This is a genomic window from Gilliamella sp. LMG 34362 (genome assembly GCF_984569125.1).
Genome location: NZ_OZ474902.1, coordinates 1,109,354 through 1,127,620, shown reverse-complemented (window position 1 = coordinate 1,127,620; position 18,267 = coordinate 1,109,354). Strand labels below are relative to the sequence as shown.

The following is an 18,267-nucleotide window of genomic DNA, read 5'->3' as shown; positions in this document are numbered from 1 at the left end:
CTATTAACTAACTAACCCCTTCGAGTTGCTATACTAATTTTGACAATCGAAAACAGCGTTGGGAAGAACACTGTTGTAACGTGGGTGGCAATATTATACAGAAATATTATAAAAGCGCTAGAACTTATAACAAAAAAACATAGCGATAAAAAACACTAACTGCTACACTTTCAGTTAACCTTTAATTACACGATATCAATTGATGAAAAATTTAATTCAACTTACCGAAAAAGATTATATAAGCAAAGGATTACATAGAAAATGCTATCATCATCCAGATGATCAGAATAAATGTATCAAAATAAATTATAATGATGGCGCCGAAGAAGAAACAAACCGTGAAATTGCTTATTATAAACATCTTATAAAACGCAAAATATCGTGGGATGTTTTGGCAAATTATTATGGCCCAGTAACAACAAATTTTGGACAAGGACATGTTTTTGAATTAATTCGGGACTATGATGGGAAAATTGCTACACCGTTAGAAAAATATCTCTATGACGAACAATTAACTCAACAATATTATAGTGCGTTAGTTGTATCACTTAAAGCACTAAAAACAGCGTTATTAAAAGATCGAATTATTACCATGACAATCAAAAGTAAAAATATTTTATTTCAGCATTTGTCATCTGAAAAAAATCGCTTAATCATTATTGATAATATAGGTAATTCGACCTTTATTCCGATTGCTAATTATGTCGGATTTTTTGCCAAAGCAAAAATAGAACGCACTTGGCAACGTTTTTTATCATCACTTATAAAAGAAAATCAACATAACAGTTTAATAACTAAGTTAATTGATGAAGTGAATCATTAAGTCTAACTTCGGCAATGGTACCTGTTTGACGGTCCTGCCGATTTCTTAATGTAAATTGCCCATGATGCAATTTAGTGATGCGATTAACAATACTTAGGCCAAGCCCTATTCCATTATGTTTACGATCCATTCGGAAAAAGGCTTGCGTTAAATTTTCAGTCTTTGATTCATCAATACCACAGCCCTCATCTTTAACCGCAATAATAATATCTTGAATGTCTTGATAAAAACATATCGTAATTTTACTTTTATTTGGACTATATCGATAACTGTTTTCAACCAGATTGCGAATCAGTAAACGAATCAGAGTTGCATCGCCACTAAAAGTAATCTTATTAGTAATTTGCCATTCAATCGTTTGTTGTTTTTGTTCTGTTAGTTCGGTTAATTCATCAAAAAGTGGTATTTGAATATCATCATAAAAATTAATTTTTTGATACTGACCTAACGTAAATTTTTGACTAGCCCTAGCGAGCATCAAAAGTTGCTCTACCGTATTGACTAAACGATCTATACGTTCAATTAGTTCACGACAATCGATTTTATTTTTCGCTTCAAGTAATTCTAAATGCAGACGAATACCTGCCAATGGTGTTCGCATTTCATGTGCAACATCAGCAGTAAAAAGACGTTCTTGTGAAAGAGTATTATTGAGTCTTTCAAATAAATTATTTAATACCTGTGTAATCGATTTGATTTCGCGCATATTACTAATTGGTTTTATCGGCTTAAGATTATCGGCTGTTCTTTGACTCAGATCTTTTTCAAGAATCTCTAAAGGTTTAGTAATCCATTTAATAGCTTTATACGCTAAAAATAATGTCACAGTCATCATTGAAAAGGCAGAACAAAACAGAGCAAAAATGGCCTCTAACTCCTCGTGCTCAACTACTTCGTCAATTTTATTTTTACTTAATGTTAAATTAACTAGAACATCAATTTGCTCTTTACTTTCATGCCATAACCAAAATACCGTAATAATTTGGCAAATTAACATAATAGCGCCTAAAGTAAAAAAAAGATTCCAGCGAATACTATGACGTATCTTGGTCAAGGATTTTTCAATCATAAGTTTATCATTCACTAAATTTAGAATAATAGCTAATTATCAATATTGAGTTGATAACCATATCCACGTACAGTTTTGATTAAATGTTTACCTAATTTATTTCGTAGCGCATGAATATAAACTTCAAGCACATTTGAACTAGGATCACTTTGCCAATCATATAAATCATTTTGCAATAAATTACGATGTACTTTTTCTCCAGCTTTTAACATTAATCTAGACAATAAAATAAACTCTTTAGGTGTTAATATAACTTCTTGTTCATTTAATGTCGCTGTTTGTCTTTTAATATCAATGCTAATCGGGCCATAATTAATAATATTATCAGCTGTTCCTTGATTTCGACGAATCAATGCCCTCACTCTTGCTAGTAATTCAGTTAAAGCAAAAGGCTTAATTAAATAATCATCAGCACCAAGATCTAAACCTTCTACTCTATCTTCAATAGTATCGCGGGCAGTTAAAATAAGGACAGGAATATCAATTTGTTTTTTACGCCAACGAGTGAGTAATTCTAAACCATCACAATCTGGCAATCCCAAATCAAGAATAATTAAACTGAATTGCGAAAACTCTATATGTTCTTCCGCTTGCTTACCATTAGATGCCACTTCACAAACATAACCATCAGATGTTATACCATCGTATAACCCTTTTTGTAATAAACTATCGTCTTCGACTATAAGTATTTTCATTATAGTTCAACCTTAATTAGATTTGAAAAATACCCTAGCTAGCATAGTTAACTAGTATATGCCTAACCTTAAACAACTTAAATTTTTATTCATTTATAAATTTTGTAATATAGAAACCAAAATTTTTTAATTAGAAAAACTGATATAAAACTTAATAACATACCAACTAAAATATCTAGTGGCCAATGAATCCCTAAGTAGATACGGCTCCAGCAAACAAGCAAAGCAACTACAGTAGATAAATATGCAAACGATTTAAATTGCTTTTTATAATTTAAATAAATAGAAAAGCAGATAGTCCAAATAAAAACAGCATGCTGACTTGGTAACGAACTCGTTTTATCATGGGTTAAAAAATTAGTACCAACATTAAGTACAAATGGCCGTGGCGAATAAAATAGATGCCTTATAATAAAAGTAACAGTTAGCACTAATGCTAAACTTATTAAAATTTTTATCACCAATGTTCTATATAGTGGTTTGTATATACAGCATATTCCTAATAAGCCAATAGGTAGTAATATTAAGTAATTAGCACAAAATACAGCAAAAAGAATAAACAACTTCGAAGCATGTTCTTGCGCATTGATTAATAAAAAAAGATGAGAGTTCATATTAAGTAACATATCAAAACCAATACTGACAATATTTACTTATAATTTAGCAAACGAAGCTTAAAAGAACCTTAATAACCTTTTTGAGTTTTTTAGAGATGTTTTGCTCAATAATATTGAAATAAACAATCTAGCTATTTTTTGCGAGAAAATAAATGATATTTAGGTAATACTGATACTGTAAAATCAAGTGTGGCACAAATAATAAAATAAACCACAATAACAAACAAAAAAATCTCTGTAGGATAAACCATACTGCGATTATTAATTTGGGTAGCAATAAAGGTAAACTCTGCAACACCAACGATATAAGCTAAAGAGGTATCTTTAATTAATGATACCCACTGATTAACAAAGGAAGGTAACATCATTTTTAATGCTTGTGGCAAGATAATAAAAATAATGACTTGGCTTTTTGTAAAACCCAATGAAAAAGCTGCTTGCCATTGTTCTTTGCCAATAGCTACCATTCCTGCATGAACAGAATGACCAATGTATGCACCACCAATTAATGATAAAGCAAAAATCACAGTAGTGATAGCTGGCACATCAATATTTAATAAAACTGGCAATAAAAAATAAGTCCAAAATATGAGCATAATAACGGGAATCGCTCTTAAAAAACCTAATACAATAACTAAAAGTTTACGTAAAAATCCGTCACAAACCGTTAAACCGACACCCGCGAAAACACCCAAAATGGTCGAAAAAACAATAGCAGCAAAACTCATTAACAATGTTAATACTATGCCACCAGGGAAATTTCCAAAAATAAGATAATCGAGATTATGCCAAATAATTTCAAAACCCTTAAAATCCATAACGTATTAGACCTTTCCAATTTGTAAATATTTTGATTGATAAATATTGCCTAGGGTACCCACAATAACAATAGCGAAAATATATAAAAAAGTTGCTACTGCAAAATCCTGAAATGTTTTTAACGATTCGGTTTCTACTTGACGAGAAACATAAGATAGTTCTAACACACCTATTGCCATGGTTAGTGATGAGTTTTTGATAATATTCATATATTGACCGATCAAAGGAGGAAAAGCGATACGAAAACTTTGCGGTAAAATAATAAATCGCATACTCTGCCAACGAGTGAGACCTAACGCTAATGAGGCTTGTTCTTGTCCACTACTCACCCCCATAATTCCGGCCCGGAATTCTTCAGCAATAAAAGCACTGGAATAACATGTTAAACCAATTAAACCAATAATAAATTCAAAAGATGGCATTCTTAGAGTGAACAAAAACAGTTGAATTTCTGGTTCATCAAATAACCATAATTTCAACTCAATCGGTAACAAATTACCAATACCAAAATACCAGAAAAAAAGTTGTGGTAATAATGGCGAATAACGAAAAATGGCGTTATATCCAATAACAACGCCTTTGATGATTTTAATATGACTTTGCTGAGCAATAACTAACAAAAATCCTAATGTAGTAGAAAATATAATTGTTAAAAAAGAGATAGCCATAGTGACTAAAAAACCATCCCATAACCACCAAAAATAACGTGGCTCTAGTAATTGCTCATACATATAATTTATTGACCTTTACCTATTTTGAAATCGCCACGAGGCATCGCAGAATTTGTATCTGGACCAAACCAACGGTTATAAATAGTCAATGCTTCACCATCATTTTCAAGTTTTAATAATATTTGATTAACTTTTTCTTTTAACCGAGTTTCCCCTTTTGGAATACCAACAGCTTGATATTCTTCAGTAATACTAAATGGTGAAATTTCAAAAACAGCACGTTGTTCTTCTGGGACATTTGCGAGTAAACCAATTAACTTAGCATCATCTTGAGTAATAGCTTGTACCACTCCATTACGTAATGCTGCAAAAGCAAAAGGGGTATCATCGTATGAAATCACTTTAGCTGTTGGAAACTTTTCACGAAGAGTAATTTCCATTACGGTACCTTTATCAGCTCCTATACGAAGTTTCTTAAGATCATCAGCTGTTTTTAACAATCCTTTTTTAGCCACAAACTTCTGACCTGTGGCAAAATAAGGCAAACTAAAATCAACTGTTTTAGCTCGCTCATCAGTAACCGTAAAGTTGGCAACGATCAAATCCGCTTTTTGCGAGGTAAGTAATGGAATACGATTAGCTGGATTAGTTGGAACAAGTTCCACTTTTACATTTAATGCTTTAGCTATTTCATTAGCATAATCAACATCTAGCCCTGTTATTTTATTGGTTTTTTCATCAATAAATCCAAACGGAGGATTGCTATCAAATACAGCAATTTTGATCTCGCCCCGTTTTTCAATATCGTCTAAACGATCTGCATAAGCAGAGTTCACGCCTAATAGTGTGCTAATCAAAGCTACAGCTGTTAATGATTTAGTTAGAAATTTCATGACAACATCCTTAATAAGATAGGTATTTACATAAAAAGTCTAACAATAAATAGTCTTTACGATAAATAACAAATATTTACATAGATATAACTATTAGTTATATGTTTAGAGTTAAATTATATTAAAAATAATAAAAACGCCCAAAATTGGCATTTTTATTATTTCAATATTGAATTTTAAAAAATCATTTTTCTTTTAACTTATTTATACTTGTAACGATATCTTTTTTAGTCCCGAATGCCCCCGCTTTTGTTACAATTTTAATATTACCATAACGTTCGTGAATTAATGTTGACATCACAATTCCGGAGGATATTTCTTGCTTAATACAACATCCTGCTGCTTGAATTTTATTAACAATATTAACGGCAGTATCACCACCGGTTAAAAACAATCCAGAAATAGAGACATTTTTTAATACAATATCTACAATAGATCCTAAACATTCTTTAACTTTAGTTATTGCATCATGAAAAAGAATACCATTTTTTTCTGAAAATGCTAAAGTCTTATCATAATCAGATTTATTCTTACAGGTTGTTAATATTACATCCTTTTTTTGAGACAATTTTAAGCAAATTTCTTCAGCATATTTATTATATGTTTCATTGTTAAATATATCAGCAGGTTCAATTTTTACAATATTAATTCCTTCTGACTCTGCATAATTTATTTGTTCAATTGATACTTGACTAATACTTGCAACAACACCTAGAACAGGATCTGTGGGATATAATGAGTTGAAAAGGCCTTCAGCTAATCCAGCGCTTCCAACATATAGAATTTTTTTATTAAGCTTCAATAGAATTTTTGATAAATCTGATATCTGTTTATCTGATACTATATCTATAACATGTAAATATTCATCAGAAATATTGAAACAATTATTATCTAACTCAGATACCTCATGATATCTGATTGATTCTTTAAATGCTTGATTAAGAATTTCTGCTAAATTATCAGTTTTAATAGGACTTAAAGGATCTTTTGTCAATTCAGTATTCATTAATGGTTCATCATTTAAATACTGTTTTCCATTTTTAGTAATGCGATTCATTTTGGGAAATGCGGGAGCAAACACAATTAAATCAGGGTGATAAACATCTGCAATAGCTTTGATCTCATGAGCTATATTCCCTCTTAAAGTTGAATCTACTTTTTTATAAATAATATCAAAATAACTTAATGAACAAACTTCTGAAACCATTTTAAATACTTTATAATATGAATCGTTAGCATTAAGGTTTCTTGATTCAGTATCAAGCACTATTGAACTTGAATGAAATGATGGAGACAATAATACATCTACATTTATCCCTCTTTTTTTCATCTGTATTCCTGTATCATTTGCCCCTGTAAAATCATCTGCAACAATCAAATATCGGGTTGTCATCATATTTACTCCTATTTAGCTTTTATTTCTAGTTTTGCTTTTTTCTTATTTTCTAACTTATTTAAAAAGCTAACTAAGATTGGACATAAAACTGCAGTAACAATAACAGCAGCAGCTACCTGTGCAGTTGCCTGAGGCATTATTTCAGCGAAAGTAGGATCAACAGCTGCTACAGCTGCTGGAGTAGCAACTGCATTTCCTGCGGTTGCACCTACAGCAGCCCCTACTTGCGGAAATTTAAAACGAAATAGTTTAAAAGCAAAATATCCTGCAAAACCTGTAATAAAAACACAGCTAATACCTAGTAAAATACCTGACATACCAGCATTAATAAGTTGATTGAAATTGAGAGCAGCACCTAAAGGAAAAGCAAAAAGAGGAATCAAAATACTTGTACCTGGAGCTAAAAATTTCCGAATATTATCATCTAAATTTCCAAGAATTAATCCCAGTAAAATAGGAATTAAGGCTGCTAATAAGACGGTAAATGAAATTTGAGCTAGACCTGTTGCTCCAAAAGCCAACATAGTAAAAAAAGGACCATCAGATAACGCTATGACTGATACAGCCCCTACATCAGTTGAATCTCCATACTCTCCAGCAAGTGCTGCATACAACCCACCATTTTTATTAGTTAATGAAGCAATTATTGCTAAAGGTGTAATTCCTAACACACCATATATACCCCAAAAATAATTTACGATGATACCTAAAATTGCACCAATTAAAATTTTAACTAATAATAAAATAACTCCTTTTAGAACAGGTAAACCTGCTTGTTTTATCTGTATTTGTGCACCATTACATAATAAAAACGCAGCTAATAAAGCTGGAGCTCCTGTTTTTAATAATGCTTCAGTGAATCCTCCAATTGAAAAAACTTGTGGAGCAAAAGTATTAGTAATAGCTCCAAGAACCAACGGAACAACCATCAATCCACCTGGTATTCTTTTTACCGTATTTAAAATATTCATAATAATTCCTTTGAAATAGTAATTTGTATTTCTTTATAAATCACCCAACATGATTCAAATAAATCATTTTGATTCATTTGAATCACATATTATCAACAAAAAAGATTAAAAATAGTTTAAATGATCAATTATATGATTTAGATCACATAAATAGGATTAATGATTAATTTCAATCAAATTATATGGATTTTTTAAATTAAAAAATATATAGTTCAGAAAGATTAATATTTAATTTTACAATTTCTTATAAGGAGATAAATTGTGTCAAAAATCGTAGCGATAACTATGGGAGATCCAGCTGGAATTGGCCCAGAAATTATTATCAAAGCATTACAATCAGATATTTTAAAAAACATAAAATCTGTGGTAATTGGTTCGGCTGATTTATTAAAAAAACAATTAAAAATGGGATTATTTAGCGATGTTAATTTTAATGTTATTAATAGCGTGAACGAGGCTGATTTCTCAAAAAATGTGATTAATATAATTGATATAAAATTGGAAGATATCGATTCATTACAACCTGGAAAAATTCAACCACAAGCTGGTGATCTAGCTTATCGATGTGTAAAAAAAGCAACTGAATTAGCACTTGCAGGCGAAGTTACAGCTATTGCAACAGCACCGCTAAACAAAGAGGCACTACACTCAGCAGGACACATGTATCCAGGACATACTGAGTTGTTAGCGAAGCTCACTAATAGTAAAGATGTCGCTATGGTACTTTATACTGATTCACTAAAAGTGATTCATGTTACCACTCACGTTTCATTAAGAAACTTTTTGGATAAATTAAGTAGTGATAGAATTGAAAAAGTTATTAAAATTGCTGATGATTTTCTTAAAAAAGTAGGAATTTCTGCGCCAAAAATTGCTGTAGCTGGCGTTAACCCTCACGCAGGAGAACATGGGCTGTTTGGTGATGAAGAAATAAAATTTGTTACACCAGCTATTGAAAAAATGCAACTTTGTGGCATTGATGCCATTGGTCCATGTGCACCCGATACAGTATTTTTACAAGCCCATCAAGGTAAATTTGATATGGTTGTTGCAATGTACCACGATCAAGGTCATATTCCCCTTAAATTATTAGGTTTTTATGATGGGGTAAATATCGCAGCCGGACTACCATTTATTAGAACATCAGCCGATCATGGCACAGCATTTGATATTGCATGGCAAGGTATTGCAAAAGCCGATAGTATGATAGAATCAATCCGATTAGCGGAACTGTTATCTTAGTTAACAATATTAATAAACTTAGAAAAATAGAAAGGGGAATTTTCAGTGGGAAAATACAATCGACTCGATCAAATCATGGATTATCTTAAGATTCATAACTTAGTCACAGTCGAAGAGTTAGTTATAGCTACTGAAGCCTCTCCTGCTACTATTCGCCGAGATTTAATTAAATTAGATCAACAAGGCGTAATCAGTCGGACACATGGCGGTGTTACTTTAAATCGTTTTATTCCTAGCCAACCAACTACATCTGAAAAAATTCATAAAAATTTTAGTGAAAAACAGCTTATTGCAGATGTTGCAGCCGATCTTATTAAAGCTGGCGACTCAATAGCGCTTGATGCAGGGACAACAACTTTGGAAATAGCTAAAAGAATTACCCAAATGCCTATCAGAGTCATTACATCAGATTTGCATATTGCACTTTTTTTATCTGAGTTTAAACAGATTGAAGTAACCATCATTGGCGGTAAAATTGATGATAGTAGCCAATCATGCATTGGTGAACATGGACGTTCATTACTTCTACAAATTAATCCCGATATTGCATTTGTAAGTTGTAATTCCTGGAGTTTAAGTAAAGGGGTAACCGCACCAACAGAAGACAAAGCATTAATTAAAGCAGGATTTGCTCAAAAGGCTGATAAAGTAGTGCTTGTTGCGGATAGCAGTAAATACAATTCTTATTCTTTATTTACTTCCATACCACTTAATCGTTTTACCGATATTATTACCGATAACCATTTAGATATCGAAACAGTACAACATCTTCAAAGCCAACCATTTAAGTTACATATTGCCAGTTAATATAAGTCACAGATAAATTTGAAAAATCATAAAATTTATTTATCTGTGATATTTGCCTTATTCAGCAATTATCCAACTATTTCACTATCTACAAAAAAGTAGGCAATCTCTCTTTCCGCTGATGAAATAGAGTCTGAACCATGTACGGCATTTTCAGTAGTGTTATCGGCAAAATCAGCTCTCAACGTTCCTTGTTCGGCTTTACTTAAATCCGTAACACCCATCAATTGGCGATATTGGTTAATAGCATCTTCACCTTCCAGCACTTGCACAACTATTGGCCCTGAAATCATAAAATTAACTAATTTATCAAAAAAAAGTTTATCTTGATGTTCAGCATAAAAGCCTTCAGCTTGAGACTTTGTCAACTTGATCATTTTCATAGCAATGATTTTGAGTTTTGCTTTTGATATTCGAGTTTCAATCTCACCTATAACTTGTTTTTTAACAGCATTGGGTTTAATGATTGATAAAGTGCGTTGTATAGCCATGCGAGAATTCCTTTATTAATCTGATATAAAAGTTAATCGAACAATTTGACCGCTTTCATCTAATAATAATAAACGATGTTTCCCTTTTTTGGTCACTGTTAAAGCTATTTTTTCATTATTTTGAGAATTAGCCACTAATTCGCCATCTAAAAACCACCATTTCTCTCCATAACCACCTTCCGGAGTGAGATCAACAGTCACTTGATTAATGCCCGGCAATGCTCTAATTAATTGTTTATCACGTAGCCCAACAATATTAAGTGAAGTAAAAATATCTTTACCCATTATAGGACACGTTTTATCGATAGGCGGTAATATCGATTGTCTTCGTTCTTTAGTTAATAGCCAGTTTTCTAACGAAACAGGCCATAATGCTACCTGTTTTTTTTGCGCGCCTAAACAATCAGCTGCGACACGTTCCCCTCGCGCATTAACCCAAATATTTATCCAACCAGAACGGTAAATATTGTTTTTCAATTCGCTATAAGTACTTAATGTTGGTGGTACCATTTTATCCAATATCCATGCTGTTTTTTGTCGATGACAATTCGCATCTGATTCAGGAAGGGGTTGTCCTAATGGCCAACAAATTTTCATAGAAGAGACTGATTCTGGTTTTTTATTAGAAGTAATAAATCGATTTAAACGATTTTCTCTATTTAAAAGTATCGAATTAACTTGTTGCAAAATTGGCATTGCAGATATTGAACCATATTGTCCAGCAACAGGTGTACCGTCCGGTCGCCCAACCCAAACACCAATTAAGTATCTTGAATTAACTCCAACCGCCCAAGCATCCCGATAGCCATAACTGGTACCCGTTTTATAAGCTAACAGATTACTATTTATTAGCATTTGCCTTGTTATCCAAGCACTACCATCAGAAATAAGTGGTTTATTTATTAATGGTTCCTTTTTAGTGAAACGTAACGGACTCACCTCACCATGCCTAGCAAATGCACTATAAGCACTAACAAGATTATCCATTCTTAATGAAGCGCCGCCTAATATATAAGAAATGTTCGGTTCATTAGCTATAGAAGATAAAGGCAAACCAATACCTGCCAGTTTGGCGCTGAAGCGCTTTGGACCATATAATTCGATTAATTGAACTGCGGGTAAGTTCAGTGATTTACTTAGTGCCTCTGATGCACTAACTGGACCATAAAAACCTTCATCGAAATTAGTGGGTCGATAATCTGAGGTAATACGAGGAACATCTTGCAGTAAAGATTCAGAATGAATCATACCATCATCAATAGCAAAAGCATAAATAAACGGTTTTAATGTAGAACCCGGAGAACGTAATGCCCTAATCATATCAATCTGGCCAAAACGTTCTTTATCATTAAAATCAGCCGAACCTACATAGCCTTTTACAGTCATATCAGTATGATCAACAACTAAAATAGCCAATGATGATTTAGGTGGTAATTGATTTTTACGATTAACAGCTAAATCTTCTAAATTATATTGGAGAGACACATCAATGGTTGAATGAATAATATCCTCATTAGGATATTGTTGTTTTAAGCGATAAGCTAATAATGGAGCCAACTGAGGGGCCTTTCGTGGATAAACCCAAACCTCATCACGGCGTACTTGTTCAATCAAGTCATTTGACCACACTTGATATTCAGCTAATCTATCTAGAACTTTGTCACGAGCTTGCTTAGCTCTTTCAGGAAACCTATCTGGTCGTAACCTACTAGGCGCTTGCGGTAACACAGCTAATAAAACTGCCTCACTACGGGTTAATGCTTTGGGCTGTTTACCAAAATAAGACCAGCTTGCAGCACCTATACCTTCAATTGTGCCACCATAAGGTGCGTGATTAATATATAAAGTGAGTATTTCTTTTTTGCTATAATGCAATTCTAGTTGAAAAGTGCGAAAGATCTGTTTTAACTTGCCAAACAATGTTCGATCATGAGGATATAATAACCGAGCCACTTGCATTGAAATGGTACTACCTCCAGACACAATTCTATCATTAGATATATTTTGCCAAGCAGCACGCAGTAAAGAAATGGGATTAATACCGATATGATCGTAAAAATAACGATCCTCATAATTTAATAAAACGTCAAGATAATAATCTGGGACTTCATCAAGGCTCACCGAATAACGCCAAATACCATTTTTATCGGCAAATCGCCATAATGGAGTTTCATCGTCGGCAACGACAGTTTGCGTAGTTTTATTTTGTGAAACAGATAATGGAAAAAGATAATCAGCAACAAAAAAGCCACCAACAAATAAAACTAGTAATACCAACAAAAATTTAAATAGTTTACAAAAGAACTTTTTCATTATCGTTATTATATTACCCAGCTAAATTTATTCGAAAATAAAAAATTCCGCCAACTATATTGGCGGAATAATCATTTTTATAAAATGTTACAGTGAAATTACTTATCACCTTCTTCACTATTATCTTTTTTGCTAGGACTAGATATTTTCATCAAATCAAGTGATTGTCCTATAGCAAATCGCTCTGGTCGATACATTGACTCAACATAAGGATAAGGAATCATGTAATCACCAGTAGTCACTGCTCTTACTAAATAAGCAACGCGTTTACGATATTTATTTTCATTGATATAGGTATTGATATTCACCGCAGCAACATATCTATCATCTCTAAATTCCTGATATTTAATCTCATTAATATCATCACTTTTTAATAAATCAGCAACCCATGGAATTGTTGATAAATGTACACTGCTATTGGTAAGATTTTGATTTTCAAGCTCCAAACCTGCAGGTAAGAAATCAACAATCAAAGCATCATGAACAGCTTTTTTGGCTGTTACATCCAAAACGACAACCATCATGGAACCTACTTCTATATCCGATGGTATTATTTCTTTACCATGTAAATCATAATAGGTTCGATTAATAGTTAAGAAACCATCTTGCGATGTTGGTGCAGGAGGCGTTTTTGCATAACCTGTAACTGAAAATTTAATATAAAGTGGCTGATCATGAGCGGAGTTATTAATAGACAATCCTTGTGCTAATCCCTCAAAATCATAGGAATGTGAAACAATTGAATCAACATCATCAATTTTGCCATTTATTGACACTTTGAATTTATTACCATTTTTATGTTGATCTAATGTCCAACCAGCAATAAATAACGCATTTAATTCCTGAGTTGAGAAATAACGTTGATCATTTAATAATTCTGACAAACTATATAGATAACTTGCCTGATTATTCTTAGCCATATTATTTTCTATCAATAAAGAAAGAATTAATGACTGATCACGAACTGTACTACCATAATTGCCTAACCACCTATCATTATATGCATATGGAGTAGTAAAAACTAACGGCAGTAATTTGTCATAGGTCGACTGATAACCATTCAATTTTGCTGTTACCGCTAAATGAGCTAATGGTAACGGTGAATAGATAAATGATGTATCACTGCTCATTATTTTATCGGTTAAATAATTAATTTCATTACGCATTGCAGCAGTGATTTTCTCTTGTTTAGAAAGTATCATCAAAGCATAAGCTTTAATAGATAATTTATTAAACTCAAGCACGTTTAAATCACCGTAATAACTAAGATTATTAAATGCAGAGGCATCATAAATATATTGACCAATACGCGTCATTGCAGCATCAAGCGCTTTATCATTAACCTGATATCCACGTTCTTTAGCTTGCAATAAAAAGTCTGTCGCATAGACTGTTAGCCAATGTTCTTCTTCACTATAGTTACTCCATAAACCAAAGCTTCCATTACTACGTTGCATTGATAAGATGCGTGAAATACCTGTTTGAACTTTTTCTCGACGCTTTTCATCAGAATCAGTTTTAATGCCTAACTGCGCCAGTTGATCACTGTTAGCATATAAAGATGGGAATAACCCACTCGTAGTTTGTTCTAAACAGCCATACGGGTAAGCAAATAAACTTTTGATATATTGTGCAATATTTAAAGGAGGTTGATTAGAGACCACTAACTGCCCTTCAACAGTATTTTCGATTAAACCAGTTAAAGCTTGGTCTGATAATTGCCAACTTTCATTTGCATCTAATGCTGCGACATAAGATCTTGAAGTTGCGGCATATGCGGGTCTTATGCCAATTGTCCAAGAACGACTTATATTGAAATCAGAATTATCTTCAAGCAAAATGCCTTTTACATCTATCTTTATTGTTCCTTTACCATAACCATAGTCGGCAGCAACAGGAATCTTAATAATATCTTTCTGTTTACTATCTAGTTTTACAGCAACCGATTTTGTTTCATTTTGATGAAGCAAACCACTAGTTGATACCTCAACTTGCATGTTTTGCGTACTACCAGTCAAATTATGCAAATCTAACGCTAAAATCGCCTGATCACCACCAGATAAGAATCGAGGTGTTGTTAATTCAGCAATAACAGGAGCAGCAACTTTCATCGTTTTTTCAGCTCTACCAAAACGATTGTTATCCCAAGCTTGCGCCATTATTCGTAGTTCACCATTAAAATCAGGCAATGGTAAGTTAATGATCCCTTCGCCTTCATCATTTAACTGAATAGTTTCAAGTTGTTGTGCTACAATTAGGACTTCATTTGATGGTTTTTTACCACCAGCACCCATCGCATCACCACCAAAGCTCATACTAACATTACGCCCTGAAGCTTCAATCAATTTACCATAAACATCGTAAATATTGACATCATAGCGTTTACGCCCTAAAAATCCTGTATAAGGATCAGGAGTAACAAAATCAGTAATGTTTAATACACCGGAATCAACTGCAGAAACTAAAACAGTGACTTTTTTACCCTGTTGGATAAATTGTTTATCCATTTTGATTTTTATCGGTACAGTAGTTTCAGGTTCAACTTGTACTGGAGCATTAATTGCAACATTTAATTGTCGGTCTGCTGTATCAATTGGTAAATATAATAATCCAATCGCTCGTTTAACTGTTTGTACAGTAGCATCTGTCGATGGACGAATTATCATGGTGCTAATATAGATATCATGTCGTCCCCAATTTTCAATTGGTATATCAACATCTAAACCATTTTCATCAATAGTGATTGATTTTTTCCAAATGGTACCTTCATTGCTTTCTAAAGAGATATAACCGGAGCCAGCAACTGGTGCTTGCACATTCACTCTAGCTATATCGCCAACTTTATAAGATGGTTTATCAATAGTTAACTTAACTTGATCTGGCCGTACAGATTTTGTGCCACGAGTATTATCTTCCCAATCATAACCAGCCCAAAAACGGAAACTTGTCATAACGTTAGTTTGAGGATCAACAACTTCAACTCGATAAGAGCCATAATCTGTTGGTTGAAAACTTATTTTGGTTGTACTATTTGCATCAATAGATAGTTGATTTTCTGAAACCACATATTCACTAGAATTATAGTTTAATCGCCAACCATCCTCATCTGACCAAGTCCAATAATAACTACGACGTTCGCGAATCAACCGAGCTTTTAATGAATTTGTAGCTAACTTTTCACCTTCAAGATTGACATAAGCAATTTCAAATTCGGCATTATGGTCAATGTCAACGGTAGGTCGATCATAATATTGATCCTTATTCCAATCATAATATGGTGAATCTTCAAATAATGCTCGAATTGCAGGTAATTTATCTGCCGGCCATATGGTTTGTGTCGCATAACGTGTAACCGGTCGACCTCCTGAATCAAGTAGACTTGCTTGTAAAACCAATTTAGCAGGAGACTGTAATCCAGACCAATTATCTTTGCTAACCTCAATTTGAGTTAAACCATCATCATCCAACTCAACTTCAAGAGGATCAAGCTCACGATATAGGCTTTCGTCTGTCACTTTTCCAATTTTGAAGTCAGCTAGGCCAGTAACTGAATCAACGCTCTTTAAATAGAGATTAGCTTCTAAACTGTTACCTGTTGCTGGTTCACCATATAAATACCAACCTTTAACATTAAAGTTAATATCTTCGTCATTAAGAATCGCACTGTTTGCTGAGCTTTTGATTTCCATTGCCATACGCTCAGGCAAAAACTCTTCAACTTTAAAGTTCCAAAAGCGATAATTATCATCGCCTAAATTAAAACGAATTGACCACTTACCAGTTGCTGCATCATCAGGAATATCAAAAGTTTGCTGATATAAACCATTTAAATCAGCATTACTTTTTAATTGGTAATTCTTAATCACTCGACCATCAGGAGAAATAATATCAGCAATGATTGGTTGATCCGGTAATGATTGCCCATCAGCATTACGTAATAATGCATTAAAATAGACAGTTTCTTCTGGACGATAAAGATCACGAGGTCCAAAAACAAACAATTGTTTTTGATAAAAAGGACTGCCTGACAAATTGAAATCAGTCAGATTAAGCGCATTACTATCAATATTTACAAATGAAGTTTGCAGGCCATCACTGGCTGTTAATACCGAATAGTCATAATCTTTATCTAGGTTAAATTCAGCATAACCATTCTGATCGGTCACTACTGAAATTGTATGGCAGTTTTTATTATTTTCATTTTTACGGCACATTAATGACAAGTTAATATTTGCTAATGGTTTACCATTATCTAAACCATGAGCCATTACGACTAGCTTAGCATTTTTATAACGATGAACTGACACACCAATATTACTAATTGAAAATAAAGTTGCTGGATTCGATTCGTTATAAATACCTGCCTCATTCATCACAGCAATATAAACACCTTCTTGATTAACTTCAGATATATTAGAAAGGTTTACTAAAATGGTTTCTTGCGCATTAGGTTTTGGATGAAGATCAAACCTTGATGAGTAAACTAAATCAGCATATCTAGTAAACTCTTTTTTGTTCCAAATTGAGAGTAAATCAATAAAACCAAAATAAGAAACAAATTCAGGTAATTTTTCTGGTTTAATTTTAAAAAAGTTAATATCAATTTTATTTACATTCAATGTTGTGACAGGTAATCCGCTCATAGATTTACTTGGTAGTAATATACCCGAACTTGCAAAACCTACTGTAGGTTGGCGGTCTTGAGTAGTAATTTCTTTTTGATAAACAGATTCTAAATGGCTATCGTTGATGGCTGATAATAATTTATCAATGGTTAAAACCAGTTGCCGATCTGGTTGAAGATAACGATGTCTTAGCTCTAAACCATTATCCGATAACTCCCATGCACCATCAACATTACCTGTTTTTCTATCAACTAATCTGAGTAAATTAGAAAAATTCAATTTAGGATTTAGTGGTACAGAAAAAGTCACCACTAAAGTACTTGAACCATCGAGAATAACCTCTGAGCTATCAATGACAGTTAATTGTTTACCTTTATACTTTTCAATTAACTCTGGCGTTGGATTAAAGGCATTATGAGATTGAGATACAGCTTCACTTTCAGTTAAAGTTTCTGTTGCAACAGCATCGGTTTTGTTGTCAATGACATCTGTTGTAAACTCAGTTTTATCAACTTTCTGCGACTCTACAGTTTTATCTTCTTGATTATCACAAGCACATAGCATAAAAAATAAACTTAACACCGCTAAGTGTTTACTCAATCTCATTATTTCACCTAATCCCTTACTGTTACAATGAATGTATTGGTTGTTTTTTTAGCTATATTATGCACTTTCAGGCAAGGTTTGGCAAAACTTCTTTAATCAAATTTTTAAATTTTTTTATAATTAAATTATGAATTTTGTTGAAATTTTGAGGAACGGCATTTTTTAAGAGATAAAAATTGGCAGTTGGAATTTATTATATTGCCAATAAACCTTAACTGCCGGATAAATA

The 18,267-nt window shown here is 32.9% G+C and carries 14 protein-coding genes; 3 read left to right on the top strand and 11 right to left on the bottom strand.

Annotated elements, in window-relative coordinates:
• Positions 1 to 202: 202 nt before the first annotated feature.
• Positions 203 to 823: a YrbL family protein gene (locus AC5LWZ_RS05235; protein ID WP_493464103.1), complete on the top strand. Its 621-nt coding sequence runs from the start codon at positions 203 to 205 to the stop codon at positions 821 to 823.
• On the opposite strand, the gene pmrB is transcribed toward AC5LWZ_RS05235, so the two are convergent.
• The 8 genes from pmrB to AC5LWZ_RS05195 all read right to left on the bottom strand — a co-directional run bounded on the left by pmrB (position 795) and on the right by AC5LWZ_RS05195 (position 7,954).
• Positions 795 to 1,892 carry a two-component system sensor histidine kinase PmrB gene (pmrB, locus tag AC5LWZ_RS05230; protein ID WP_493464102.1) on the bottom strand — a complete coding sequence of 366 codons (1,098 nt, stop codon included), beginning with the start codon at positions 1,890 to 1,892 and terminating at the stop codon, positions 795 to 797. The two genes, AC5LWZ_RS05235 and pmrB, sit on opposite strands and share 29 nt — an antisense overlap.
• A 32-nt stretch (positions 1,893 to 1,924) precedes the next feature.
• Positions 1,925 to 2,587 carry a two-component system response regulator PmrA gene (pmrA, locus tag AC5LWZ_RS05225; protein ID WP_110448208.1) on the bottom strand — a complete coding sequence of 221 codons (663 nt, stop codon included), beginning with the start codon at positions 2,585 to 2,587 and terminating at the stop codon, positions 1,925 to 1,927.
• Between the two features lie 89 nt (positions 2,588 to 2,676).
• Positions 2,677 to 3,201, bottom strand: coding sequence for a phosphatase PAP2 family protein (locus AC5LWZ_RS05220; protein WP_493464101.1), 525 nt, complete (start codon positions 3,199 to 3,201; stop codon positions 2,677 to 2,679).
• 134 nt (positions 3,202 to 3,335) lie between these two features.
• Complete coding sequence (locus AC5LWZ_RS05215) at positions 3,336 to 4,022, bottom strand: amino acid ABC transporter permease (protein WP_086364485.1); 687 nt, start codon at positions 4,020 to 4,022, stop codon at positions 3,336 to 3,338.
• A gap of 6 nt (positions 4,023 to 4,028) precedes the next feature.
• A complete protein-coding gene (locus tag AC5LWZ_RS05210; RefSeq protein WP_493464100.1) occupies positions 4,029 to 4,754 on the bottom strand; it encodes an amino acid ABC transporter permease in 726 nt (241 codons plus the stop codon).
• A gap of 5 nt (positions 4,755 to 4,759) precedes the next feature.
• On the bottom strand, positions 4,760 to 5,587 hold the full coding sequence (locus AC5LWZ_RS05205) for an ABC transporter substrate-binding protein (protein ID WP_493464099.1): 828 nt from the start codon (positions 5,585 to 5,587) through the stop codon (positions 4,760 to 4,762).
• A 184-nt stretch (positions 5,588 to 5,771) separates the two neighbouring features.
• A complete protein-coding gene (locus AC5LWZ_RS05200) occupies positions 5,772 to 6,983 on the bottom strand; it encodes a four-carbon acid sugar kinase family protein (protein WP_294892329.1) in 1,212 nt (403 codons plus the stop codon).
• Between the two features lie 8 nt (positions 6,984 to 6,991).
• Entirely contained in the window at positions 6,992 to 7,954 is a 963-nt protein-coding gene (locus AC5LWZ_RS05195) for a 2-keto-3-deoxygluconate permease (protein WP_294892331.1), read from the bottom strand.
• A gap of 261 nt (positions 7,955 to 8,215) precedes the next feature.
• Between AC5LWZ_RS05195 and pdxA the strand changes: the two genes are divergently transcribed.
• Positions 8,216 to 9,196 carry a 4-hydroxythreonine-4-phosphate dehydrogenase PdxA gene (pdxA, locus tag AC5LWZ_RS05190; RefSeq protein ID WP_493464098.1) on the top strand — a complete coding sequence of 327 codons (981 nt, stop codon included), beginning with the start codon at positions 8,216 to 8,218 and terminating at the stop codon, positions 9,194 to 9,196.
• A 45-nt stretch (positions 9,197 to 9,241) separates the two neighbouring features.
• Positions 9,242 to 10,003, top strand: coding sequence for a DeoR/GlpR family DNA-binding transcription regulator (locus AC5LWZ_RS05185; RefSeq protein WP_493464097.1), 762 nt, complete (start codon positions 9,242 to 9,244; stop codon positions 10,001 to 10,003).
• 68 nt (positions 10,004 to 10,071) lie between these two features.
• Here AC5LWZ_RS05185 and ndk read toward each other — a convergent pair whose 3' ends face one another.
• The 3 genes from ndk to AC5LWZ_RS05170 form a co-directional block, all read right to left on the bottom strand.
• Complete coding sequence (ndk, locus tag AC5LWZ_RS05180; RefSeq protein WP_110448220.1) at positions 10,072 to 10,494, bottom strand: nucleoside-diphosphate kinase; 423 nt, start codon at positions 10,492 to 10,494, stop codon at positions 10,072 to 10,074.
• A 15-nt stretch (positions 10,495 to 10,509) separates the two neighbouring features.
• Positions 10,510 to 12,807 (bottom strand): penicillin-binding protein 1C, encoded by a 2,298-nt coding sequence (pbpC, locus tag AC5LWZ_RS05175; protein ID WP_198199311.1) that lies wholly within the window; start codon positions 12,805 to 12,807, stop codon positions 10,510 to 10,512.
• Positions 12,808 to 12,905: 98 nt separating this feature from the next.
• Positions 12,906 to 18,038, bottom strand: coding sequence for an alpha-2-macroglobulin family protein (locus tag AC5LWZ_RS05170; protein WP_493464096.1), 5,133 nt, complete (start codon positions 18,036 to 18,038; stop codon positions 12,906 to 12,908).
• Between the last annotated feature and the right edge of the window lie 229 nt (positions 18,039 to 18,267).